Origin of the sequence: Nesterenkonia populi (assembly GCF_007994735.1) — a bacterium.
Lineage (GTDB): Bacteria > Actinomycetota > Actinomycetes > Actinomycetales > Micrococcaceae > Nesterenkonia > Nesterenkonia populi.
The window spans coordinates 1,392,557-1,414,639 of sequence record NZ_VOIL01000001.1; the positions used below are offsets into that span (position 1 = coordinate 1,392,557).

Genomic DNA, 22,083 nt, shown 5'->3' on the forward strand with positions numbered 1-22,083 from the left:
GTCTGCCCACCAGCTTCTTCTACGCCGCGTAGAACTCAGCGGTCCGGCCTGCGTAGAATTGTCGGGTGCTCCAAACCGCCCTGCAGCCCAAATGGATCGGGATGCTGGTCCTCGCACTGGTGATGGCCACCGTGTTCGTGGTGATGTCCGCCTGGCAGTTCGGGGAATCCCGCAGCGAGGACGAGATCGTCAGCACGGAGGAGCTCAACACCCCCGTCGAGCTGACCGAGGTGTACGAGCCCCAGCGGAACATGACCATCTACGAGGCCGACCGGATCGTCGACATTGACGGCGAAATCGTCGCAGGCACCCAGACCCTCATCGACTCGCGCCTGCACGACGGCAGGGAAGGCTACTGGGCGGTGGCCGCGATGCGGGTCGACGGCGCCCCCGACGGGGAAGTCATCCCCGTGGTGCTCGGCTGGACCGACAGCCCCGACTGGGCCGTGGAGACAGGTGCCTCCCTCGACGGCCCTGCCCGGTACCAGGAGGAGGAATGGCACGCCGCTGCCCCTGAGGTGCACGGCGTCGCTGACTTCAGCGTCCAGGGCCGGCTGCTGCCGCCCGAGGCCCCCAGCCCCGACTCGCGTGAGGACATGCCGCCCCGCGGACTGCCCACCCTCTCCACCGCCGAGCTGATCAATCTGTGGGACGAGGACTCCTACTCAGGATTCGTCGTCGCCTTCGACATGGAGGCCGGCGGCGCCCCGCTCGAGCACGACGCTCTGGAGCTGGAGCAGGTGTGGGTGGATACCCAGCCGGAGGCCTCCAGCATCAACTGGCTCAACCTCTTCTACGCGGTGGAGTGGACCCTCTTCGCCGGGTTCGCCTTCTTCATGTGGTGGAGGCTGGTCAAGGACGCGCACCTCCGCCGGCTCGAGGAGGAGCGCCTCGACCGCGAATGGGAGGAGCAGTGGCGCGCTGAGCAGCTCGCCGAACTGCAGGCCTCCGGCACACTCAACGCGAAGGACAGCGATGACCGATAAGCAGCACGATCCTGAAATCCGCGCCCACGGCGAAATCGACCTGGGCACCCCGCCGCCGCGCCCGGGCAAGGGCAGGCGCCGCTACCTGGGCACCCACCAGCAGATTCGCAGCGCCTTCACCTTCTACCGGGTGATGGCGTTCATCACCGGCATCTTCCTGCTGATCATGGTCGCGAAGATCCTCATCAGCGGGTCCCTGTTCGGCTGGCACATGTGGCCCGGCTGGGAGATCTACATCGGCGGCACCACCCAAGCAGGCGAGGCCAACAGCATCGGCTTCCACCGCCCCGACACAGTGGTCGACGCCAGGTCCGTCTCGACCCTGATCGCCCAGGCGCACGGTGTGGCCTACATCGTCTACCTGGTGGCCGGGTTCCGGCTCTGGTACATGCTGCGCTGGGGCGCGGCCCGGATGGTGCTCATCGTCTCCGGGGGCCTGGTCCCGTTCTTCAGCTTCTTTGTGGAGCGCAAGGTCGCGGCCCTGGTGCAGAAGGACCTCGAGGAGAACCCCGACGCGGCGTCGCGCTACTGACTGCGGCCTGGCCGACCGGTCCTCTGCCGGCGCCTGAAGACGCGGGGGTCACCCTCTGCGCGAGGTGAGGTGCCCGTCCTGCGCGGGCGATAGGATAGTCCGGTGAGTTCTGAGACCCCGGCGCGGAAGCGCGCACAGGATGCCGCCTTGAGCCCAGCCGCGGAGCGGCCAGACCAGGACGCTCAGACCGTCCTGGTGGTCGACTACGGCGCCCAGTACGCCCAGCTGATCGCCCGCCGGGTCCGGGAGGCTCGCGTCTACTCCGAAGTGGTCCCGCACACGCTCTCCGCGGCAGAGATCATCGCCAAGAGGCCCTCGGCGGTGATCCTCTCCGGCGGCCCCGCCTCCGTGTATGCCGAGGGCGCCCCCGGGGTGGACAAGGACCTGTTCGACGCCGGCATCCCAGTGATGGGCATCTGCTACGGCTTCCAGGCCATGGCGCACGCCCTCGGCGGCGAGGTGGCCCGCACCGGTGAGCGTGAGTACGGAAAGACCGAAGTCCGTGCCACCACCGTCCCCCACGGGCTGCTCTCCGGCACCGATGAGCTGCAGACCACCTGGATGTCCCATGGCGACGCCGTGACCGCGGCCCCGGAGAGCTTCGAGGTCCTGGCCTCCTCGGAGGCCGCACCGGTGGCAGCCTTCGCCGACGACGGGAGGAAGCTCTACGGGGTGCAGTGGCACCCCGAGGTCAAGCACTCCCCGCAGGGGCAGCGGGTCATCGAGAACTTCCTCTACGAGGGCGCCGAGCTGAGGCCCGAGTGGACGGCCGGCAGCATTGTTGAGGAGCAGGTCGCCGCAATCCGTGAGCAGGTCGGCGACGCTCAGGTCATCTGCGGCCTCTCCGGCGGGGTCGACTCCGCGGTGGCCGCAGCCCTCGTCCAGAAGGCGGTGGGGGAGCAGCTCACCTGCGTGTTCGTCGACCATGGCCTGCTCCGTGCCGGAGAGGCCGAGCAGGTGGAGCGGGACTTCGTCGCCGCCACCGGCGCCAAGCTGCACGTCGCTGACGAGAAGAAGCGCTTCCTCTCCGCCCTGGCCGGAGTCTCCGACCCGGAGGAGAAGCGCAAGATCATCGGCCGCGAGTTCATCCGTGCCTTCGAGGAGGCCGAGCGGAACATCCTCGAGGAGGCCCAGGCAGAAGGCTCCAAGGTTGAGTTCCTCGTGCAGGGAACCCTCTACCCCGACGTCGTCGAGTCCGGCGGCGGCGAGGGTGCCGCTAACATCAAGTCCCACCACAACGTGGGCGGGCTGCCCGAGGACCTGCAGTTCAAGCTCGTGGAGCCGCTGCGGGCCCTGTTCAAGGACGAGGTCCGCGCGGTGGGGGCTGAGCTGGGGCTGCCGGCCGAGATCGTCCAGCGCCAGCCGTTCCCCGGCCCCGGCCTGGGCATCCGCATCATCGGCGAGGTCACCGAGGAGCGCCTGGACCTCCTGCGCGCCGCGGACCTGATCGCCCGCGAGGAGCTGACCGCATCAGGCCTGGACCAGGAGGTCTGGCAGATGCCGGTGGTGCTGCTCGCCGACGTCCGCTCCGTGGGCGTGCAGGGCGACGGCCGCACCTACGGCCACCCGATCGTGCTGCGCCCGGTCAGCTCCGAGGACGCGATGACCGCTGACTGGTCCCGCCTGCCGTATGACCTGCTGGCCCGCATCTCCAACCGCATCACCAATGAGGTGGAGGAGGTCAACCGAGTAACCCTCGACGTGACCTCGAAGCCCCCCGGGACCATCGAATGGGAGTGAGGGTAGCCTTCCGGCAAAGCGCGTCCGTGTTCGGGAGGAATATCCGTTGAGCGAAGTCGACGACGTCGTCACTGAGGGTGCCGATGCCGGCACTGAGGTGCTGAGCTGGATCGAGTCCTTCGGCACCGGCACCGAGAATGACACGATGCTGCGGTTCACCCCCTCGCAGCACAATGCCGTTGACCTGACCGATGCCAACTCGTCGGGGCTGATGCAGCTGCTCGGCGGGCGACGCACCCGGCTCTCCACCCTCCTGAACGACTCCGCCGTCTTTGCCCCTGCGGCCAAGGCCGCCGCCAACATCCGGGCGAAGATCCGTGAGATGCGGGAGGACCGCGGCATCGAGACCGGCTATCTCGCCTGCGGGATCGCCTCCTGGACGGAGACCGGCGACGCCGGCGCCTCCCAGTTCACCGCGCCGGTGATGCTGGTGCCGATCTCGTTGGGCACCCGCAGCGACAACGGCGACTACGACCTGCAGTTCACCGCACCCGCCCGGCTCAACCCCGCCCTGGCCCGCCACATGGAGGCTGTGCACGGACTGCAGCTGGACCCTGCCGAGTTCCACGCCGCGGGCTACGTCACCGCCCGGTTCGACTACCAGCGAACCTCCGCGCTGCTGCAGAAGCTCGTCAGCGCGGCGAAGAAGGCTGACGACGACGCCGGCAGCCAGAGCGTTCCGCCGGCCGACCTCGAGTCCCTGCAGGTGTGGAACCAGCTCTATGTCTCTACGTTCGCGGACCTCGCTGACCTGGGGAATCCCCACACGCTGAACCTCGACCACCCGGTGCTCACCGCGATGGCCGGGGGGAATGACCTGCCTCAGCAGGCCGCCGCCGACGCACAGGCTGAGCTGCCCGCGACGGATGAGCGCAGCCCCGGCTCCGAGCGGCTGGTCGCCGATGCTGACGCTGACCAGCAGTCCGCCCTCGATGCGATCCTCTCCGGGGCCTCCACCGTGGTCTCCGCGCCGCCGGGCACCGGACAGACCCAGACCGCCGTCAACGCCGCCGCGGGCCTCGCCTGGGCAGGCAGACGAGTGCTGGTGGTCGCTGAGCGCACCGACACCCTCAGCGAGTTCAGCCGCCGGCTCTCCGCCGCCAAGCTCGGCACCCTCGCAGTGCACGTGCCTGCCGCCGCGGACCCCGCGGCCCTGCGGGATCAGATCATCCGCGCGATCAAGCGTGCTGAGCGTGCGGAGCCGCCGCGCCTGGCCGCCGTGCACAAGAAGCTCATCAGCACCCGGCACCAGCTGCGCGACCACGTCGCCAGCCTGCACAAGGTCCGCGACCGATGGAACTGCTCCCCCTACCAGGCGATGCAGGCTCTCGCCGCCCTGACCAGCCTGAACCCGGCGCCGGCCACGGCGGTCCGGCTGCGCCGATCCGTGCTGGACAATACTGTGGAGCGCTCCCAGGCGGCGGTGAAGCTTAAGCGGGCCGCTGAGCTGGGCGCCTTCGCCGAGGAGACCCGCAGGAGCCCCTGGTTCGACGCCCGGCTGAGCAACCGGCAGGAGACCAAGGACGCCCACGACCTCGTCAAGCAGCTGCGCGAGGAGCTGCCGGAGCTGCAGTCCCAGATCGAGACGGCCTGCCGCAGCGCCGGTGTGGCGCCGGGCGGCTCCTTCGCCGAATGGCATGCCCAGGTGCTGCTGTTCCAGAAGGTCCAGGAGTCCCTGGGCAAGTTCAGCCACGATGTCTACGCCCGCGATGTCCATGACCTCATTGCCGCCACCGCCCCCGGCTGGTGGCGCCGCCAGCACGGTGTGGAGATGAGTTCGATGAACCGCTCCCGCCTGCGTCGGGTCGCCAAGGAGTACATTCGCCCCGGGGTCTCCATCAACGACCTCCACGGCTCGCTGGCGGACGTCCAGGCGGAGCGGGAGGAATGGCTGAAGCACGCCGAGGCCGACTCTCTGCCCAAGGTTCCGCCCAAGCTGGACACCCTGGTCAATGTGCTCGGCGAGGTCCAGGTCCGCCTGGAGAAGCTGGTTGCCCGGCTCGCCCCCGGCGGCGAGGAGGACCAGACCCTCTTCGACCTGCCTGCTGCGAGCAGGGCAGAGGGCAGCGCCCGGCCTCAGCCGCAGACCGGTGCGGGGCAGGAGCGGACCCTGCTCTCCACGGTGGAGGCCCTCGCTGAGGACGAGCGGTCCCTGCACACCCTGCCGGAGCGGACCCTGCTCACCGAGCAGCTGCGCGAGCAGGGCTTCGGCGAGCTCATCGACGACTTCGCCGAGCGCGGGGTCGAGCCCAGCCAGGTCGCCGACGAGCTGGAGCTGGCCTGGTGGCAGTCCGCCCTCGAGGCGATGATCTCCGGCGACGAGTACCTGGCCATGACCTCCGGGGAGAACCTCCGGAGCATCGAGGCCCACTACGCAGAGGCCGACGCCGCCCACATCGCCACCGGCGCGCAGCGGCTCACACACCACCTCGCCACCACGTGGAAAGCTGCCCTGGAGGAGCATCCGGAGGCAGCAGGGAATCTGCGCGGGCTGCTGAAGAACGCCGCGCCCACCGCCCAGGCGCTGCAGCAGGTTCCCGCCGCGCTGACGCAGCCGCTGGTGCCGATCTGGACCACCTCGCCCCTGGGCCTCGCAGAGCACCTCCCGGCCGCCTCCGGCAGCAGGCGGAGCTTCGACGCCGTCATTCTGCTGGATGCTGAGACCCTCGCCGTGCCCGCAGCGCTGGGGGCGATCTCCCGGGCAGATCAGGTGGTGGCCTTCGGCGACCCCGCCTCCGGGGCACCCAAGCCTCTGGCGGTCTCCGCGGACCCGATCGCCCGGGCCGCCGAGTCCCAGGTGCCCGGCTCCATCTGCACCGAGCTGGCCAGGGTGCTGCCCGTGCAGAAGCTGCGGCAGGTCCACCGCGGGGCGGACCAGGAGCTCACCGAGCTGCTCTCCGAGCACCTCTACGACGGTGAGCTGGTGCGCCTGCCGGACGCCTCCCAGCTCACCGGCCTGAACCGGCGGGTTGCCGTGGAGCAGGTCAGCGCGGCCTCCTCCGGGGGCCGGGAGACGGTGGAGTCGCCCACCGCCGAGGTGAACCGTGTGGTGGATCTCGTCTTCGAGCACGTCCGCCGCAGCCGCAACCGGTCCCTGCTCGTGGTCACCGGCTCCGAGTGGCACGCCAAGCGGGTGGCGGACGCGATCAGCCTGCACCTGGCCAACCATGCCTGGGCAGCCCCCTTCTTCGAGCACGGTGCTGCGGGTGTGCCGGGCGGCTCCGGCTCCGGAGCTGCGGGGGAGGGCACCGGGGAGAGGTTCGTCGTCGCCCCGGTGGAGCGTGCCCATGGTGCGGTCCGCGACGATGTCATTCTCTCGCTCGGCTACGGCCGCACCCCGAAGGGGGAGCCGGCTGAGGATCTGGGCGAGCTCTCCGGGCCCCGCGGCCGTGAGTACTTCGCCCAGGCGGTCACCCGAGCCCGCGGCAAGCTGACCGTGGTCTCCTCCCTGACCGCTGATGAGCTGCGCGCGGCGGAGCTGACGGAGGGCGCGGCCCTGCTTCCCGACCTGCTGGACATCGACGGGCAGAGCGGAGGCAACCCGTCGGGCTCCGCTGAGCTCGCCGATCCGCTCGTCCTGGACCTCGTGGACCGCATCCGCGCCCGCGGCGGCCGGGTGGAGGACGGCTTCCGCGGCACTCTGGACCTGGCCGCCTGCCCCCGGAAGATCAGCCCGAACGCGCAGGTCACCCCGGTGGCGATGGTCTCCGACGGCACGGATGAGTACGCCGCGCTGTCCGTGCGTGAGCGTTCGCGTCTGCGGCCGGAGCGTTTCCGGGCCCTGGGCTGGGACTGCATGGTGCTGTGGACCATCGAGGTCTTCTCCGACCCGCGCCGGATCACCGAGCTGGTCGCGGAGAAGGTGGGGCTCTCCGCGGGTCCGGAGTTTGCCCAGGGCGGGCGCGCCCGCCTGCCCCGGCTGCGGGACTCCGGCACCGGCCCGCTGAAGTTCGGGGGAGCGGCAGACGCCTCAGACGCCTCCAGCCGAATCCCGCAGAAGCAGTGGCCGACACCCCGGGAGCGCGGGAAGTTCGCCGGATGAGCGAAGAGGGCCCCTCTGAGGCTCAGAGACGACGCCGGCGCCATGGTCCTCGGCGTGTGACTGTTCCGGGCACTTCCGGGCAGCCGGAGGAGATCGAGTCCAAGCCCTGGAACCCGCTGGCTGAGGAGAAGCCCCTGCCGCCTGCTGACCGGGATGCCCGTGCTGAGGAGCTCACCCGCGACCGCCCGCCCCACTGGGGCTGAGTCTTCCACAGGGGCGTCTCACCGGACGTCGGCGTGCTGACAGGTTCACAGCCGCTGAGACGGCGTCCGCTGGGACCCGGAGGCTGGACGAAGGTAGCAGGCATGACTGCTCCTGCTTGGCAGCACCCGGCCCGTCAGCACCCCTCTGCCCGACGCCGGCAGCGATCCTCTGCCGGCTCCGTCCCTTTTGTGCCGGAGAGGCCCCGTGCCTCAGCAGCTCGCCGCTCAGCCCCACGGCCCCTGCCTGCCCCGGCTGCAGCAGAGAGTGAGAGACCTCGTGCGGCGAAGCAGCGGCCTGCCTCCCGTCCCTTCGCCGCGCGTCGTCCGCCCCGGGTGCGGCGCCGCATGCAGGGCGCAGGCCTGGGGCGCGCTGTGCGCAGGTTCCGCATCCCCCTGGCGCTGCTGATGGGCGCAGCCGCGCTCGCCGCGGTGCTGCTGGGGCAGGAGAGCGCCGATTTTCCGAGCAGGACGGCGGTGCGGGTCACTGCGGAGGTCCCCGCTGGACAGGCGCTCAGCGCCTCGCAGCTGGAGGAGGCGGAGGTGGATGCCGGCTCCCTGCCGGAGGACTACGCGCACAGTGCTGAGGACTTCGTGGGGCAGATCCTGGCCGCGCCCCTGCCTGCCGGCGCGGTGGTGCACCCGGCCCAACTGGTCGGCCCCGGCCTGCTCAAGGGACACGAGCCGGGCACGGTGGCAGTGCCGGTCCGCCCGGCGGACACCGCGATGCTCGGGCTGCTGTCAGTGGGGCAGCGGGTGGACGTGCTGGCCTCCACGGATGCGGCTGAGAGCGAGTCCGGAACCGCCCGGGTCGCGGAGAGCGCACCGGTGCTGTGGATGCCTCAGGGTGCGGAGGAGAACTGGGTCGGCGGCACGGCGGACGGGCAGGACGTGGCCATCCTCGCCGTGGATGCAGAGACTGCCGAGCGGCTGGCCGAGGCCGGCAGCCAGGGACGGCTGCACCTCAGCCTCACCAGCGGGCCGGCACAGACCGGCGTCGAGGGCAATGACTAGGAGGTGGAGGATGAGGCGGTGCTCGACGAGCTCGAGCTGCCGGACGAGGAGCTCTCCGAGCCCGAGCTGCTGGAGCCCGAGCCGCTGTCCGAGGAGGAGGACTCGGATGAGCTGCTGCCTGAGCCGGACGAGCTGCCGCGGGCGTCGTTCCGATAGAAGCCGGCGCCCTTGAACGTCACCCCGACGTTGCCGAACTTCTTCCTCAGGGTGCCCTCACATTCGGGGCAGACTCTCAGAGGCGCGTCGTCGAAGGACTGGTAGATGTCGAAGGCGTGGCTGCAGTCCTTGCAGGCGTAGGCGTAAGTGGGCATCTGAACTCCAGGTCAGCTCTGTGGAACGTGTTAGCACTCGGACTGTTTGAGTGCTAATTATATGCCCTCCGGAGCTGGACGAACCCGTTCTCGGTGACAGCGGCATCCACGCGCAGGTCATGGGCCTCCACCGGGAAGGCTCCGGCGGGAAGGAGCTCCGCGGAGTGCGCGACGCCGATGATCCGGCAGTTCAGGCCCGTGCCGTGACGACGCAGGGCAGGCAGTGCGCTGAGCGAGGTGTCGTAGAAGCCGCCTCCCTGGCCCATCCGGGCGCCGGCCTCATCCAAGGCCAGCGCCGGCACCAACAGGCTCAGATGCTCCCCGGAGGCCTCCAGGACCTGGGCGAGGCTCAGCTCAGCGCCCGGCTCAGCGTCCGGCTCCTGCAGGGGGAGGACGGGGTGCTTCCGAAGCCCCGACTCCGGACTCCAGCGCACCCAGAGCAGCTCCCGGCTGCCGTCTGTGGGGGTGACCGGCAGGAACGCCGTGCCGCCGCGGCGGCCGGTGTGCAGCTTCAGGAACCTCAGCACATCCGGCTCCCCGCGCATCGGCAGGTACCCGGCCACCGCGGACCCCGCCGGGATCTGCGGCTCCAGCGCCTGGGCGATCATCCGTCCACGCTCTGCAAGCTGCTCCTGGGTGAGCGCGGCGCGTGAGGCGCGCAGCCTGCGTCGTACCTCAGCCTTGGCCTCGGAGGTGCGGTTCAGATCCACGAGTCGATCCACATCCGCCACTGCCACTGGTCGTAGGGGATGAGCTCGGCGGTCCAAACCGGCCAGAAGAACACGGACACCGCCACGCACAGCAGGGCGAAGCAGGTCACCAGCACAGTGTTCCGCTGCCGCACCGAGTCCCGGGAAGTGTCGCCCATGCCCAGCACCAGGCCCGCCAGCACCGTCACCGCGAGGATGAGGAAGGGGTGGAAGCTGATCGTATAGAAGAAGAACATCGTACGGTCCGGGAACAGCAGCCAGACCGCGTACCCGGCCGCATAGCCGGACAGGACGGCGCCGTACCGCCAGTCGCGGCGGCCCAGCCACAGCAGCAGCACGATCACCACAGCGACCAGCCCGGTCCACCAGATCAGCGGGTTGGCGAGATCCACCACCGCCGAGGAGCAGCGGCCGGCCACGCAGGTCTCCCCGGTGTGCTCGTAGACTGCGCCTTCGTCCAGGCCCTGGTAGTGCATGGAGACCGGCCGCCCCATGAACAGCCAGGTCCACGGGGTGGAAGCGTACTCATGCCCGCTCTCCAGCCCCGTGTGAAATTCAGTCGCAGAGGTGTGATAGTTCCACAGGGAGCGGATCGGGCCCGGCACCAGCACCGCAAGACCCTCGGGCGGGTTCTCCTCGTGCCAGCCCCGGCCCCAGCCTCCGCTGGTCACCAGCCAGCCCGACCAGCTCGCCAGATAAGTCACCGCGACGATCGGCAGCACGGTGATCGCAGCGGGCAGGCCGTCCCGCAGCAGCCCGCTGCGCAGCCAGCGCCGCACCCCCAGGGTCCGACGGGCTTCGACGTCCCAGAGCACCACCATCAGCCCGAACACCGGGATGAAGGCCAGCGCGGAGAGCTTCACCGCCACCGCGCAGCCCAGCAGCACCCCGGCCGCGAGGCGCCACGGCCTCAGGAGCAGGTGCGGTCCCCTCTCCCAGTCGGCGTCCGGGAGGCCCTCCGACTCGGCCGCCCAGACGGCCAGCCGACGTCGCGCGCTGTACCGGTCCGCCAGCAGCGCGCCGAACGCCGCCAGCACAAAGAGGAGCAGGAAGATGTCCAGCAGCGCGACCCGGGACATGACCAGATGATGGCCCTCCACGGCGCTGAGCAGGCCCGCGAACCCGCCCAGGAACACTGAGCGGAACATCCGCTGAGCGATCAGCGCGATCAGCAGCACCGCCAGCGCCCCCGCGATCGCCGAGGAGAAGCGCCACCCGTAGGCCGAATCCGTGCCGAAGATGCGCAGGCCGACGGCGATCAGCCACTTGCCCAGCGGCGGGTGCACCACATACGAGCCCTCCTCCGTGGGCTGCGGGTTCCCGCCGGCGAACTGCTCGTCGTGATCCTCGGGCCACACCAGCTCATGCCCGGCGATCATCAGCGCATACGCGTCCTTGGCGTAGTAGGTCTCATCAAAGATGAGCGACCGCGGGTTGCCGAGGTTCCACAGCCGCAGCGCCCCCGCGAACACCGCCAGGATCACCGGCACCGCCCAGCCGAGCACCCCGGGGGAGAAGGGGGCCGCGTTGAGCCGCTCCTGCCACAGGGCGCGGCGCCGGGCCGCGGTGCCCCCGGCCGGGGGCTGCTGGGACCGGGTCAGGGCTGTCACTGTCGGTATCCTACTTTCGATGACCGCTCCTGATTCCGAATCCCAGCTCTGGGAGACCCCCGTGGTGCTGGCCGCCACCCCCATCGGCAACCTCGGCGATACCACCGAGCGGCTCCGCCAGCTGCTCCGCACCGCGGAGATCATCGCCTGCGAGGACACCCGCCGCACCCGCCGCCTGCTGCAGGCTCTGGCCATCAGCACTGAGGCGAAGCTCCTCAGCCTCCACGAGCACAACGAGGCCTCCCGCAGCGAGCAGCTGGTCGAGCAGGCCGCCGCCGGCACCCGGATCCTCGTGGTCTCCGACGCGGGGATGCCCGCGGTCTCCGATCCCGGCCACCGGCTCATCACCGCAGCCGTCGACGCCGGGGTCGGGCTCACCGTCGCCCCGGGAGCCTCAGCGGTCACCACCGCCCTCGCGCTCTCCGGACTGCCCACCCACGCGTTCACCTTCGGCGGCTTCATCCCCCGCAAACAGTCCGAGAAGCAGAGCCTCTTCGCCCGCCTGCAGAGTGAGGAGTGGACCACCGTCCTCTTCGAGTCACCGCACCGGATCGCCGCCGTGGCGGCCGAGCTCGCCGAAGCCCTCGGCCCGTCCCGGAGGGCCGCCGTCGCCCGTGAGCTCACCAAGAAGTACGAGGAGGTCCTCCGCGGGTCCCTCGCAGAGCTGGCGGAGCTGCTCGAGCGGCGGCACGCTGAGGGCACCCTCAGAGGCGAGTTCGTCCTCGTGATCGCAGGCGCGGCCCCCGGCGACGACGGCGCCGCCCAGCTCACCGCGGCCGAGCAGGCCCAGAGGCTCGCCGAGCTGGTGCTTCAGCGCACGGAGGAGGGCATCCGGCTCAAGGACGCCGCCAAGCAGGTGGCCGCCGAGCAGCCGGCCGGCGGGCACAGCGTCAGCAGCCGCGACCTCTACCAGGCGGCCCTCGAGCGCCGGAAGACTACCGGCGAGTAAGTTCCCGCACGGGCGCGATCCCTGCCATCCCGGGGAAGGCCCATGGTTAGACTGACCGGGTGAATTCGACCAGCGACGCCCCAGAGACCCCTGCCGCGCCGAACGCCCCCATCGCCGAGGCTGCCACGGAGCAGGCCGTGCACCTGCCTGAGGACCACAACGTCACCCACGGGGTCCTCGCCCTGGAGCAGAAGCGGCCCGGGCACGCCGTCTATGCGATCCGCAACGGCTCCGGTGGCTGGCTGGACGTCTCCATCGCCTCCTTCCTGGACCAGGTCCGCGGTGTGGCGAAGGGCCTGATCGCCGCAGGCGTGCAGCCCGGGGACCGGGTCGCTGTGATGTCGCAGACCTCCTACCCGTGGGCTGTGGTGGACCAGGCCGTCTGGTTCGCAGGCGGCATCTCCGTGCCCGTCTACGACACGGCCTCCACCCATCAGGTCTCCCATGTGCTCGCCAACTCCGGCGCCAAGCTCGTCCTCATCGGTGACGAGTCCCTGCGCGCGAAGGTCCAGGGAGCAGCGAATATGGGCCGGGCCGAGGTGACCATCCGGTCCGCGGAGAGCATCGCAGCGCTCAACGAGATCGCGGCCGACGGCGCCTCCGTCTCCGCTGCTGACCTGGAGTCCGCACGCACCGCACGGAAGCTCGACGACGTCGCGACCATCGTCTACACCTCCGGCACCACCGGCAAGCCCAAGGGTGCGCGGATCACGCACCGGAACCTGGCCGAGGGCGCGGCCAACCTGCTGAGCTTCACCACCGACATCCTCGGCAAGGGGGAGTCCCGGACCCTGCTGTTCCTGCCCTTGGCGCATGTGCTGGCCCGGGCGGTGCAGCTGGCCTGCATCCACCGCGGCATCCAGGTGGCCCACACCGGTGACACCACCACCCTCATTGAGGACCTGGGCAGCTACCGCCCTACGTGGCTGCTGGCGGTGCCGCGCGTCTTCGAGAAGGTCTATCACTCCGCCGCTGCGAAGGCTGAGTCTGAGGGCAGGGGCAAGATCTTCCACGCAGCCCGCCGGACGGCGATCGCCTACTCGGAAGCCCTGCAGGCTGAGGCTGACGGCACCGGCAGGGGCCCCTCCGTCGCGCTGAAGGCCAAGCACGCCCTCTTCTCCAAGCTGGTGTACTCCAAGCTGCACGCCCGGATGGGCGGCTGCGTGACCCACTTCGTCTCCGGGGCGTCCCCGCTGAACCCGGAGATCGGGCACTTCTTCACCGGCATCGGCCTGCCCGTTCAGGAAGGCTACGGCCTGACGGAGTCCACCGCCCCGATCACGCTGAACATCCCGGGCGCCACCCGCATCGGCTCGGTGGGCCTGCCGGTGCCCGGCAACAGCGTGAAGACCGCCGAGGACGGCGAGGTCCTCCTGAAGGGCCCTGTGATCTTCGACGGCTACCACCGGGACGAGGACGGCACCGCGGAGACTTTCGACGAGGACGGCTGGTTCCGCTCCGGGGACCTCGGCTCCATGGACGAGGACGGGTTCCTCACCATCACCGGCCGAAAGAAGGAGCTCATCGTCACCGCGGGCGGCAAGAACGTCTACCCGACCCCGATGGAGGAGGCGGTCCGTGCTGACCCGCTGGTCGCCCAGACGATCATTGTCGGCGACGGCAAGCCGTTCGTGGCGGCTCTGGTGTTTCCGGACCCGGAGAACCTGGCCGGCTGGGCCGAGCGCGAGGGATACGGCTCCGAAATGTCTCTGACGGAGGTGCTCCACCATGATGAGGCGGGCCCGGCCCTGCGTGAGCATGTGCAGGCCCGGGTGGATGAGTCCAATGAGAAGGTCTCCCGCGCCGAGTCGATCCGGAAGTTCGAGATGGTCGACGCCGAGCTGACCGAAGCCTCGGGCCACCTCACCCCGAGCATGAAGCTCATCCGCGCCAAGGTCATCGACGACTACGCGGACACAGTGGAAGCCCTCTACGCCGGCTGAACCGCCTCAGGCACTGTCCCCGGCGTCGTGCCGGGCTCGTGCGTCACAGGCCGCTCCGTGGACCCTCACAGCTCGCGATGCGAGTAGAGTGGCTCGTCGTGGATATTCAGCACCTCTACTCCGACTACATCGACCGGGCCCAGCAGGCCCTCGAGGCGCTCGGCCTGATGGACAGCGTCGTCCAGCAGGACACCGTGTGCCTGCAGGTCCCCAGCCACGAGCGGTACGACCAGGTCAAAGCCCAGCTGATCGAGGAGGACGCCCGCCTGCTCTCCGAGAAGGAGATCGGCGGCCGCCTCATCGCGGTCTTCGCTCCCGCCGCGCCGGTGCGAGCTGAAGGCTCCCCCTGGGCGGCCAGCTTCGTCGAGCTCGCGCAGCCCAAGCCCAACGCGGACTCCGTACCGGAGGGCATCCGGCACGTGCAGTTTGTGGTCCGTACCGGCGTCGAGACGTTCCGGGAAGCCCACGAGCACATCCGGTTCAGGGATCGCGGCAACTATGCCAACCGCCTCCTGGAGACGAAGCGCGAGGACGTCACACTCCGCTTCCACGACAAGCACCTGGGCGCAGTCATTGAGCAGGAGAAGGCTGCCGCCATCCTGCCGCCTGTGGAGTTCGCCGTGCCCGGGCCGATGCGTGAGGCCCTCGTCCGTGTGGTGGAGTCCGGGGAGAAGACCGCGACCACCTCCCTGCTGGCCGAGTACCAGGTCTTCGGCGAAGCCCTGCCCGCCGTGGGCGACCGCGGCGTCGTCGTCGACTCGGACAGCCAGCCGGCCTGCGTCATTGAGGTGACCGATGTGCAGGTCGTTCCCCTGAAGGACGTGCCGCGCTCCCACGTGGTGGCTGAGGGCGAGGGCTTCGAGAACCCCGCCGAGTGGCGTGCCGCGCACAAGGAGTTCTGGGACTCCGAGGAGGTCCGCGAGCACCTGGGCCCGGACCTCAAGATCAGCGACAGCACCCTGGTGGTCCTGGAGCGCTTCCGCACCCTCCCGTAGGCAGGCAAGCCGTCCCTTGCCTGGGAGGCCTACTTCTGCGCGAGGAGGCGGGCTCCCGGGGCCGGCGCTGTGACCGGGATGGCCCAGACCTCGGCGCGCTCCTCCAGGGAGGTGGCCAGCTGCGAGGCGTGCGCGGCGTCGTGGGCGAGGAAGAACACCGTCGGCCCTGAACCGGAGACGATGCCCTGCATCGCGCCCTCCGAGAGGCCCAGGTCCATGAGCTCATCCAACTCCGGCAGTCTGCTCACCGCCGGTGCCTGGAGATCGTTGACCATCAGCGCGGAGAGGCTCTCGGCATCCGACCGCGAGACTGCCCGTACCAGGTCCGGGTCAAGCTCCGGGGTATCAGCCTGTACGCCCGCCCGCTCACGCATCGCGTCCAGCGTTCGGTAGACGCCCGGGGTGGAGAGCCCCACGGAGGCAGGAGCGATCACCAGATGCAGTTCGCCTCTGTGCAGCAGCGGGGACAGCTCATCGCCCACCCCCTGGCCGGCCGCGGCGCCGCCCATCAGAGCGAAAGGCACGTCCGCCCCCAGCTCCGAGCCGATCTCCGCCAGCTGCTCCTTGGACAGGCCCGCATCCCAGAGGGCGGAGCAGGCCACCAGGGCCGCCGCTGCGTCCGCCGAGCCGCCGCCCATGCCGCCGGCGACCGGGACGTTCTTCACCAGCGTCAGATCCACTCCCCAGCCGGCGGGCGCGCTGCCCTCCCAGGGGCCCGACAGCACGCCCGCGCGCCGCCCCTTGAGCCGGTCCCGCAGCAGCGCGGCAGCCCGGTAGGCGAGGTTGCTCGCCCCGAGGGGGATCTCTCCGGTCACCCGCTCGCCGGTGCTCTCATCCAGCAGATCCACTCCGGTGAAGACTGAGCGCTCCGAGACGGTCACGGTGATGGCGTCGTCCTCGCGCGGGGACGCGGTGACCTCCTCGTAGAGAGAGACGGCGCAGTAGAGCGTGGCGACGTCGTGGTAGCCGTCCGGGCGCAGGGGACCCGCCCGGAGGCTGAGATTGACCTTGCCGGGGGCCACTGCTGTCACGTGCCCGAAGAGCTGACTGTCACGCATAGTGGAATCAACACTAGACGCCGGGTCTGACACGAACTCTGACACCACGCTGGTCAGCGGCTGGGAATGCTTCAGGCCCGCTGCAGGGCGGCGGCGATCCGGGCGAACGCGGCGACGTCGAGCGTCTCGCCGCGCGCCTGGGGTGAGACACCGGCGCGCATGAGCGCCTGCTCGGCGGCGGCGCCCGAACCGGCCAGGCCTGACAGGGCCGCGCGCAGCGTCTTGCGGCGCTGGGAGAAGGCCGAGTCCACCACCGCGAAGACCTCCGCCCGCGAGACATCGGTGCTGACCGGCTCATGCCGGTCGAAGCGCACAAGCCCGGACGAAATCCGAGGCTCCGGCCAGAACACGCGCTTGCCGACGACGCCGACCTTGCGGGTCTCCGTGTCCCAGGCGACCTTCACGCTGGGGACCCCGTAGATCTTGGAGCCCGGCCCGGCGGCCAGCCGGTCGGCGACCTCCTCCTGCACCATCACCAGGCCCTTGGTCAGGGAAGGGAGGGTCTGCAGCAGGTGGAGCACCACGGGCACCGCAACGTTGTACGGCAGGTTCGCCACCAGCACCTCAGGCTCACCGAGCTCAGGCGCGGGATCACCCTTCCGTGCCGCGGCGTCGCCGTAGGAGGACTCTTCACCGATCACCCGGCCGCTGAGCTCACCGGGACCGATCCTCATCGCATCCTGCCGGACCACAGTGAGCCGGTCTGCAGCCTCCGGGCGCATGGTCCGGACGGTCTCAGGCAGCTGGGCGGCCAGCTTCGGATCGATCTCCACGGCGGTGACCTCGGCTGCCTCATCCAGCAGCCCCAGCGTCAGGGAGCCGAGGCCGGGACCCACCTCAAGAACGTGCTCGTCGCCGCGCAGCCCAGCCAGGCCGACGATCCTGCGGATCGTGTTCGGGTCGATCACAAAGTTCTGGCCCCACTGCTTGGTGGGGCGGATGCTCAGCCGGTCTGCCAGTTCCCGGATATGCGCTGCGGAGAGCAGCGGGCGGGCAGCCTCATCAGCAGGGGCGGCGTCGTCGCGCGCGCCGCTCACGTCCAGCTCCCGTAGGCCTGCACGGTGTTGAGCATGACCTGCTGGCAGAGGCTGGGCAGCTCAGCTTCGCGCACTCGGGCCATCAGCCTCATGGTCTGCGGGATCATATAGGGGGCGTTGGGCTGGCCGCGGAACGGGTGCGGGGTGAGGAACGGGCAGTCGGTCTCCACCAGGATCAGGGACGGATCGGCGACCCGGAGCCCCTCCCGGATGCCCTCGGCGTTCTTGAACGTGGCGGTGCCCGCGAAGCTCATGTACCAGCCGTTCTCGCTGCAGATCCGGGCGAGCTCGGCGTCCCCGGAGAAGCAGTGGAAGACGACGACAGGCGGCAGAGCGGGTGCGTCCCTGAGGACTCGGACGACGTCGTGGTGAGCGTCCCGGTCATGGATCTGCATGGCGATGCCCCGCTCGGCGGCCAGGGCGATGTGCTCGCGGAAGGAGCGTTCCTGCGCGGCGCGGCCGGTCTCGTCGGTGCGGTAATGGTCGAGGCCTGTCTCACCGACGGCGACGACCTGCTCATCCTGGGCGAGCTCGGCGATCCGGCCGAACGCGGTCTCGTACTTCCCTTCCGCGGCGAGCACCGGGGCCTCATTGGGGTGCAGGGCGACGGCGGCCTTGGCGCGAGGCTCTGAGCGGGCGGCCTGCACGGAGAACTCGGAGCTGGCCAGGTCATACCCCACCAGCACCGCTCCGCTCACCCCCACAGCCTGGGCGGTGTCGAGGTGCTCGGCCACACTGACCCGGACGAGCCCATCCCGGAAGTCGAGGTGCGCGTGGTTGTCCAGGACCGGGACCGGCAGCGGCTCCGGGGCGGGCGGGTATGTCAGGCGCCGCCTCTTCCCCGACTTCTCCTCCGACTGGGCGCGCACGGGCCCGTCGCCGTCGGGGGAGGCGTCCGGTTCGGGCTGGTAGGCAGCAGGGGTCTCGCCGGGGGTCACTGCAGATGCGCTCACAGCGGGCGAGTCTACCGAGGGTTCAGCGCTTCGGGCTCAGAGGCTGGAGCCCGGGCAGCTTCGCGTCCCTCAGGTCAGCTGGGAGAGGCCGGTGACGAGAGCCATGACGGCGCCGAGGAAGGCCAGGGCGATCACCAGCCGCCGAATGGCGGAGGCTGCGACCCGCCGGCTGAGGCGGCCGCCGGCCCAGATTCCCAGCAGGGTGGCGAGCAGGCAGCCGAGCCAGACTGCCCAGTGGAGGTCGGGGGTGTGGTTGCCGCTGAAGATGAGCTTGCTGATGAGCGCCCCGGCTGAGATCGCCACCCAGAGGGGCTGCAGGGTGGCGGCCATTCGGCGGGGGTCCCAGCGGGAGAGGACGGCGTAGATGGTCATGGCGGGTCCGCCGACGCCGGCGAGGACAGTCCCGGCCCCCGCGCCGGCTCCCGCGAGGATCCGCGCCGAGGCTCCGTCATGAGGGTGTTTGCCGACCCAGGAGGCGATGATCCCGGCAGACAGTCCGAGGATCACCAGGGAGGCGACGACGACGTAGAGGACCCCGACGTGGGACTGCTCGGCGATCCACGCGAAGAGCGGGGTGACGAGGACGGCGGGCGGCACGATCCATGCGATCTTGCGCCATTCGATGTCCTTCCAGACGGCGGCGAGCATCATCAGGGGCATGGCGCCGCCGAGCACATTGGTGAGCATGACGCCGGCGTGGGGGCCGAGCATCACCACGAAGAACGGGGAGACGACCATGGCGAAGCCGAGGCCGGTGACGCGTTGGAGAGCGGAGGCGAGGACGACCAGCCCGATGATCGCGGCCGGTATGAGGAGCTCGGTCAACCGGAGACGAATTCCTGGGTGGAGATGTCCCGGTCGGGGGCGGAGACGTTGACCTCATACGGCTCGCCGTCGCGCAGCCAGGTGATCTCCTGGCCGGTGAGGCGGGTGATCTGCCGGGCGAAGAGCTCTCGGCCGCGGTCGGCGAGGAGCTCATCGTGAACGGGGACGACCATCTTCAGGCCGTCGAACCTGCGGACGAACTCGACCTGCTCCTTCATCGCGGACCAGGGAGCCATGATCGGCAGGGCGAGGACGTCGACCGCCGCCGGGGCGGTGTCGAGGGCGTCGCCGGGGTGGAAGACGGTGGGCTCTTCGGGGTGTGTGATCAGGTAGCCGACGTTGCGGACGCGGGGGAGGTCGGAGTGGATGACGGCATGGTCGCCGCCGACCACCTGCACCTGCAGCCTGCCGACCGCGAACTTCGCGCCGGGCATCACACCCTGCGCACCTTCCAGCGAGACCGCCTCCTCAACGTCCGCGGCGGTCCGCACCACTGCGTCCGGGTTGGCCTCCAGCAGGGCGGGCACGCGGTCTGGGTCCAGGTGGTCGGGGTGCTGGTGGGTGATCAGTACGCCGTCGAGGTCCTTCACGCCGTGCCAGGCGTCGGAAAAGGCTCCCGGGTCAATCAGCACCCTGGTCTCGGCGGCCTCAACCAGGAGGCAGGAGTGTCCCAAATGTGTGATGCGCATACCAGCCATCCTACGTGCGGGCCTGGACGTTTTCTGGATGGTGACTGTGGTGGGATAGTGCCCTTATGGCACATCTGCTCGGCGCTGAGAACATTTCGATCACTTTCGGCACCCGCACGGTGCTGGACTCTCTGACTCTGGGCATCGATGAGGGGGACCGGATCGGCATTGTGGGCCGCAACGGCGACGGCAAATCGACGCTGATGCGGATTCTGGGGCGTGCGCAGGAGCCTGACGAGGGCCGTGTCACGTGGCGCGGCGGAGTGTCGGTGGGGCTCCTGGACCAGCAGGATGTGCTGGACCACAGTCTGAGCGTCGGGCAGGCGGTGGTGGGCGATGCCCCCGAGCATGAATGGGCGACGGACCCGGCCAAGCGCGACGTCGTGGAGGGGCTGCTCTCCGAGCTGGACTGGGACAGCCCGGTGGGCGCGCTCTCCGGCGGGCAGCGGCGACGGGTGGCGCTCGCCGAGCTGCTGATGGGCGAGCATGACGTGATCATGCTGGATGAGCCCACCAACCATCTGGATGTGGAGGGGGTCGCCTGGCTGGCGAACCACCTGAAGACCCGCTGGAAGCCGAATGAGGGCGCGTTCCTCGTGGTCACCCACGACCGCTGGTTCCTGGACGAGGTGTGCACCCTGACCTGGGAGGTCCATGACGCAGCGGTGGATCACTTTGAGGGCGGCTATGCGGCGTACACCTTGGCCCGGGCGGAGCGTGACCGGGCCGCGGCGGTGGAGGAGCAGAAGCGCCAGCAGCTGGTCAAGAAGGAGCTGGCCTGGCTCAGGCGCGGCGCCCCTGCCCGGACCACCAAGGCGAAATTCCGGGTGGATGCGGCGAACGCGCTGATCAACGACGTCCCGGAGCACCGGGACGAGGTGCAGCTGAGGAAGATGGCCACGGCCCGGCTGGGCAAGGACGTGCTGGACGTGGAGGAGATGTCCTTCACGGTGAGGAAGGCGAGGGGCTTCGGCGCCTCAGACGCGGCGCCAGAGGTCGAGCATCAGCTCTTCAGCGATGTGACGTGGCGCTTGGGCCCGGGGGAGCGGGTCGGCCTCGTAGGCGTGAACGGCGCCGGAAAGTCGACCCTGCTCCGGATGCTGGAGGGCACCGTGGAGCCCGACGCCGGACGGGTCAGGCGGGGGAAGACGGTGCAGACGGCGATCCTCACCCAAGAGGTGGAGGAGCTTCGCGCCAAGGCCGGCATGCGGGTGCACGAAGTGATGACTGAGGAGAAGAGCGTCTTCGAAGTGGGCGGCAGGGAGCTCTCCGGGGCGCAGCTGCTGGAGACCCTCGGGTTCAGCCGCAGCCGCCAGTGGACTCCCGTCGGGGACCTCTCCGGCGGCGAGCGGCGTCGTCTGCAGCTGCTGAAGCTGCTGACCGGGGAGCCGAACGTGCTCATGCTGGATGAGCCCACCAATGATCTGGACACGGACACTCTGGCGGCCATGGAGGACCTGCTGGACAGCTGGCCGGGCACGCTGATTGTGGTGAGCCATGACCGCTACCTGCTGGAGCGGGTGACCGATCATCAGGTCGCCCTGCTCGGCGATGGTCAGATCCGCATGCTGCCCGGCGGGGTGGAGCAGTATCTGCGGATCCGCCAGGGCCAGGAGCCCCCGCCCGGGCTCAGCGACACCTACCGGGGGCAGTCCAGCGTGAGGGCCAGCGAAATCCCGGGAAGCACCATGCCCGCGGGCGCCAACCCGAGCATGCAGAGCACAGCCCCAGCCGGGCAGGGCGGCTCGGGCGCCTCGGAGGCGGACAAGCGCCAGGCCCGCAAGGACATGCAGCGCATCGACAAGCAGATGGAGAAGCTGCAGGCTCAGCGGGAGGAGCTCCACGCCAGAATGGCCCGCGCCTCCGAGGACGTGGACCTCGACAGGCTCCGCACGCTGCAGCCGCAGCTGGATGAGGTCAGCACCGAGCTGGAGGAGGCGGAGCTGGCGTGGCTGGAAGCGTCTGAGGCCGCGGAGGGCTGAGGCTGCGCCTCCTGGACGGTGCCGCCCGCCGCGGAATCTGGTGCCGAGGAGCCTGCGCCTTGCCATCGGAGGTGTGCACGCCCTTACGCTGGCTCTCATCGCCTTCGGTCTGATCCTGACCGGAACGGCAGTCACAGCCGCCGCACATCCTCGGAGGAACACATGAACATCACCCCAGCCAAGCGGCTCGTCGCCGCCCTGCTCGCCCTCATGCTCTTTCTCTCGGCAGGCGCCGGGCTTCTGGCCACACTGAGCCCCGCCTAGGACGCCGCCCCTTGGTAGTCTTGACGGGCTTCATCCATCCGCCATGGTGTAAGGGCAGCCCGTTCAGCCCGGCCCACACCTGCTCACGCAGGTGCGGATCCTAGGCCGGGCTTCTCTCAGCGGTGCGCCGAGAATCCTGGCGTCTAAGATGGTTGAGCCAAATGAATCTGATCCGCCATGGTGTAAGGGCAGCACACCGGTTTTTGGTACCGAGAGTCTAGGTTCGAATCCTAGTGGCGGAAC

General features: G+C 69.9%; 18 protein-coding genes, 1 tRNA gene and 1 pseudogene. 12 read left to right on the forward strand and 8 right to left on the reverse strand.

All coding sequences use genetic code 11. The features are described from left to right. The first annotated feature begins 65 nt into the window (after positions 1-65). From FWJ47_RS06455 to FWJ47_RS12380, 7 genes are all read left to right on the forward strand, one after another. Complete coding sequence (locus FWJ47_RS06455) at positions 66-986, forward strand: SURF1 family protein (protein WP_147105748.1); 921 nt, start codon at positions 66-68, stop codon at positions 984-986. Beyond that, positions 976-1,518 (forward strand): DUF3817 domain-containing protein, encoded by a 543-nt coding sequence (locus tag FWJ47_RS06460; protein ID WP_147105751.1) that lies wholly within the window; start codon positions 976-978, stop codon positions 1,516-1,518. Before FWJ47_RS06455 ends, FWJ47_RS06460 begins: the two co-directional genes overlap by 11 nt. Positions 1,519-1,665: 147 nt before the next feature. Continuing rightward, positions 1,666-3,258: a glutamine-hydrolyzing GMP synthase gene (gene guaA / locus FWJ47_RS06465; RefSeq protein WP_147109051.1), complete on the forward strand. Its 1,593-nt coding sequence runs from the start codon at positions 1,666-1,668 to the stop codon at positions 3,256-3,258. A gap of 46 nt (positions 3,259-3,304) precedes the next feature. Next, positions 3,305-7,300 carry a DUF4011 domain-containing protein gene (locus FWJ47_RS06470; protein ID WP_147105754.1) on the forward strand — a complete coding sequence of 1,332 codons (3,996 nt, stop codon included), beginning with the start codon at positions 3,305-3,307 and terminating at the stop codon, positions 7,298-7,300. Beyond that, positions 7,297-7,503, forward strand: coding sequence for a hypothetical protein (locus FWJ47_RS06475; RefSeq protein ID WP_147105757.1), 207 nt, complete (start codon positions 7,297-7,299; stop codon positions 7,501-7,503). Before FWJ47_RS06470 ends, FWJ47_RS06475 begins: the two co-directional genes overlap by 4 nt. A 102-nt stretch (positions 7,504-7,605) precedes the next feature. After that, entirely contained in the window at positions 7,606-8,514 is a 909-nt protein-coding gene (cpaB, locus tag FWJ47_RS06480; RefSeq protein WP_147105760.1) for a Flp pilus assembly protein CpaB, read from the forward strand. 3 nt (positions 8,515-8,517) lie between these two features. Further along, positions 8,518-8,670 carry a hypothetical protein gene (locus tag FWJ47_RS12380; RefSeq protein WP_342779668.1) on the forward strand — a complete coding sequence of 51 codons (153 nt, stop codon included), beginning with the start codon at positions 8,518-8,520 and terminating at the stop codon, positions 8,668-8,670. Between the two features lie 14 nt (positions 8,671-8,684). On the opposite strand, the pseudogene FWJ47_RS12385 reads toward FWJ47_RS12380, so the two are convergent. From FWJ47_RS12385 to FWJ47_RS06495, 3 genes and pseudogenes are all read right to left on the reverse strand, one after another. Beyond that, positions 8,685-8,825: pseudogene (locus tag FWJ47_RS12385) on the reverse strand (FmdB family zinc ribbon protein); the annotation flags it as partial. 53 nt (positions 8,826-8,878) lie between these two features. Then, positions 8,879-9,535 (reverse strand): 5-formyltetrahydrofolate cyclo-ligase, encoded by a 657-nt coding sequence (locus FWJ47_RS06490; RefSeq protein WP_170228510.1) that lies wholly within the window; start codon positions 9,533-9,535, stop codon positions 8,879-8,881. Continuing rightward, positions 9,526-11,145: a dolichyl-phosphate-mannose--protein mannosyltransferase gene (locus FWJ47_RS06495; protein ID WP_246126189.1), complete on the reverse strand. Its 1,620-nt coding sequence runs from the start codon at positions 11,143-11,145 to the stop codon at positions 9,526-9,528. Before FWJ47_RS06495 ends, FWJ47_RS06490 begins: the two co-directional genes overlap by 10 nt. A gap of 19 nt (positions 11,146-11,164) precedes the next feature. On the opposite strand from FWJ47_RS06495, the gene rsmI reads away from it, so the two are divergent. The 3 genes from rsmI to FWJ47_RS06510 all read left to right on the forward strand — a co-directional run bounded on the left by rsmI (position 11,165) and on the right by FWJ47_RS06510 (position 15,032). Further along, positions 11,165-12,094 (forward strand): 16S rRNA (cytidine(1402)-2'-O)-methyltransferase, encoded by a 930-nt coding sequence (gene rsmI, locus FWJ47_RS06500; RefSeq protein WP_147105772.1) that lies wholly within the window; start codon positions 11,165-11,167, stop codon positions 12,092-12,094. A 59-nt stretch (positions 12,095-12,153) separates the two neighbouring features. Further along, positions 12,154-14,037, forward strand: coding sequence for an AMP-dependent synthetase/ligase (locus FWJ47_RS06505; RefSeq protein ID WP_246126190.1), 1,884 nt, complete (start codon positions 12,154-12,156; stop codon positions 14,035-14,037). A gap of 98 nt (positions 14,038-14,135) precedes the next feature. Continuing rightward, positions 14,136-15,032: a VOC family protein gene (locus FWJ47_RS06510; protein WP_170228511.1), complete on the forward strand. Its 897-nt coding sequence runs from the start codon at positions 14,136-14,138 to the stop codon at positions 15,030-15,032. Between the two features lie 29 nt (positions 15,033-15,061). Here the strand turns inward: FWJ47_RS06510 and FWJ47_RS06515 are convergent, their stop codons facing one another. The 5 genes from FWJ47_RS06515 to FWJ47_RS06535 all read right to left on the reverse strand — a co-directional run bounded on the left by FWJ47_RS06515 (position 15,062) and on the right by FWJ47_RS06535 (position 19,594). Continuing rightward, entirely contained in the window at positions 15,062-16,090 is a 1,029-nt protein-coding gene (locus tag FWJ47_RS06515; RefSeq protein WP_147105778.1) for a 4-(cytidine 5'-diphospho)-2-C-methyl-D-erythritol kinase, read from the reverse strand. 71 nt (positions 16,091-16,161) lie between these two features. Further along, a complete protein-coding gene (gene rsmA / locus FWJ47_RS06520; protein WP_147105782.1) occupies positions 16,162-17,127 on the reverse strand; it encodes a 16S rRNA (adenine(1518)-N(6)/adenine(1519)-N(6))-dimethyltransferase RsmA in 966 nt (321 codons plus the stop codon). Next, a complete protein-coding gene (locus FWJ47_RS06525; protein ID WP_147105785.1) occupies positions 17,124-18,080 on the reverse strand; it encodes a TatD family hydrolase in 957 nt (318 codons plus the stop codon). The genes rsmA and FWJ47_RS06525 overlap by 4 nt, the downstream gene beginning before the upstream one ends. A 69-nt stretch (positions 18,081-18,149) precedes the next feature. After that, complete coding sequence (locus FWJ47_RS06530; protein WP_170228512.1) at positions 18,150-18,905, reverse strand: sulfite exporter TauE/SafE family protein; 756 nt, start codon at positions 18,903-18,905, stop codon at positions 18,150-18,152. Next, complete coding sequence (locus FWJ47_RS06535; protein WP_147105791.1) at positions 18,902-19,594, reverse strand: MBL fold metallo-hydrolase; 693 nt, start codon at positions 19,592-19,594, stop codon at positions 18,902-18,904. The genes FWJ47_RS06530 and FWJ47_RS06535 overlap by 4 nt, the downstream gene beginning before the upstream one ends. 65 nt (positions 19,595-19,659) lie before the next feature. Between FWJ47_RS06535 and FWJ47_RS06540 the strand changes: the two genes are divergently transcribed. Together FWJ47_RS06540 and FWJ47_RS06545 are read left to right on the forward strand one after the other, a co-directional pair. After that, positions 19,660-21,576 (forward strand): ABC-F family ATP-binding cassette domain-containing protein, encoded by a 1,917-nt coding sequence (locus FWJ47_RS06540; protein ID WP_147105794.1) that lies wholly within the window; start codon positions 19,660-19,662, stop codon positions 21,574-21,576. Between the two features lie 435 nt (positions 21,577-22,011). Then, positions 22,012-22,082, forward strand: a tRNA-Gln gene (locus FWJ47_RS06545). Position 22,083 lies beyond the last annotated feature (1 nt).